2 protein-coding genes are annotated in these 1,690 nt (G+C 59.9%); one reads left to right on the top strand and one right to left on the bottom strand.

Going from position 1 to position 1,690, the window contains the following annotated elements; translation table 11 throughout:
• Window positions 1–113 precede the first annotated feature (113 nt).
• Window positions 114–767, bottom strand: a complete 654-nt coding sequence (locus HU811_RS26830; protein ID WP_186659124.1) for a thiopurine S-methyltransferase — start codon at window positions 765–767, stop codon at window positions 114–116.
• 104 nt (window positions 768–871) lie between these two features.
• Between HU811_RS26830 and HU811_RS26825 the strand changes: the two genes are divergently transcribed.
• Entirely contained in the window at window positions 872–1,639 is a 768-nt protein-coding gene (locus tag HU811_RS26825; RefSeq protein ID WP_186659121.1) for a DODA-type extradiol aromatic ring-opening family dioxygenase, read from the top strand.
• The last annotated feature ends 51 nt before the right edge of the window (window positions 1,640–1,690 follow it).

Below are 1,690 nucleotides of genomic sequence, written 5' to 3'. Positions count from 1 at the left end.
ATCGCGAGCAGGCTCGCTCCCACAGGGGGCTTCGGCGAGCGCCAATTCACAGTTCGCAACGGATCAACTGTGGGAGCGAGCCTGCTCTCGATAAGGCCAGCGGGCACGCCACATCAACGACTGGAAACCCGATACACCCGCTCATCCAGTCTTTTGACGCCAGCCTGCAAGAACTTCCAGCTTTCCCCCAGCACATCCTGCTCCTGCAGAACCTCCAGCCTCCAGCCTTCACCCAGCAACTTCTGCACTTCGTCATCCCCTACGGAAAACGGTGGGCCGGGCATCTCATCCTGAAGGTAATCCAGAGTAATGAGCAATCCGACGCACTGCGGCAGAATCGTCTGCAGATGAGCCGCATACCGCTCCCGCATCGGCCCAGGCAAAGCGATCAATGCGGCGCGATCGTACAGCGCCGAGCAATCGCTCACATCCTCCGGACTCAGGGCAAAAAAATCACCGCAGCGGATTTCAATGTCAGCGGCCCGGAACACCTTGAACGCGCCCTCTTCACTCACGCTCGGCTCAAGATGATGCTCAAGGAAGAAATCCACTGCGGCTTTTTCAGACAGCTCCACACCCAGCACCGAATACCCCTGATGGGCGAGCCACAACAAATCCAGGGTTTTCCCGCACAGGGGCACCAGCACTCGACTGCCCTGCGCCAATCCCAGTTGCGGCCAGAAACGTTGCAGATAGGGGTTCACCTCTGGCAAGTGAAAACCGATCTGATTCGTTGACCAACGCTTGTGCCAAAACTCAGGCTCCATCTCTCACTCCCAAAAAACCGATTAAAACGGGCTAAAACTTATATTAGATTTAGATCATAGACCTGACAGAAGATGGCAACATCTTAACGCTCAGGAGTCCGTTCATGCTGCCCAGCCTGTTTATCTCCCATGGCTCACCGATGTTGGCCCTGGAACCCGGCGACAGCGGCCCGGCACTGGCTCGCCTCGCCGCACAACTGCCCACGCCGAAAGCGATCGTCATCGTGTCCGCGCACTGGGAAAGCAGTGAACTGCTGGTCAGCGCCAATCCGCACCCGCGCACCTGGCACGACTTCGGCGGCTTCCCGCCGGCCCTGTACGAGGTGCAATATCCGGCGCCAGGCGATCCGCAACTGGCGGCGCACGTGGCGGACCTGCTCAATGCCGCGCATCTGTCGGCACGCCTCGACACAGGGCGGCCATCCGATCACGGCGTCTGGGTGCCGCTGTCCTTGATGTACCCCACGGCGGACATCCCGGTGGTGCAGATCTCCTTGCCCAGTCGCCAAGGACCCGCGTTGCAGACGCAGGTCGGCCAGGCCTTGGCAAGCCTGCGTCAGCAAGGCGTGTTGCTAATCGGCTCCGGCAGCATCACCCATAACCTGCGCGACCTGGACTGGAACGCCGGCCCCGAAAGCATTGAGCCCTGGGCCAAGGCTTTTCGTGACTGGATGGTGGAGAAACTGGCAGCGGATGACGAAGCCGCGCTGCATGATTACCGTCGCCAGGCACCCCACGCCGTGCGTAGCCATCCCAGTGATGAGCACTTGTTGCCACTGTATTTTGCCCGGGGTGCAGGGGGTGAATTCAGCGTTGCCCACCAGGGGTTCACCATGGGGGCTTTGGGAATGGACATCTATCGGTTTGACTGACAGATAGACCGAGTCATTCCATTCGCGAGCAAGCCCGCTCCCACACTGGAT

Source organism: Pseudomonas tehranensis (assembly GCF_014268615.1).
GTDB classification, from domain to species: domain Bacteria; phylum Pseudomonadota; class Gammaproteobacteria; order Pseudomonadales; family Pseudomonadaceae; genus Aquipseudomonas; species Aquipseudomonas tehranensis.
Note: the sequence above shows the minus strand (reverse complement) of the source record. Positions and strands in the feature narration are given on the sequence as shown.

Coding starts and splice junctions, on each gene's coding strand:
- HU811_RS26830 (WP_186659124.1), bottom strand. CDS start 767: ATGGAGCCTGAGTTTTGGCACAAGCGTTGGTCAACGAATCAGATCGGT.
- HU811_RS26825 (WP_186659121.1), top strand. CDS start 872: ATGCTGCCCAGCCTGTTTATCTCCCATGGCTCACCGATGTTGGCCCTG.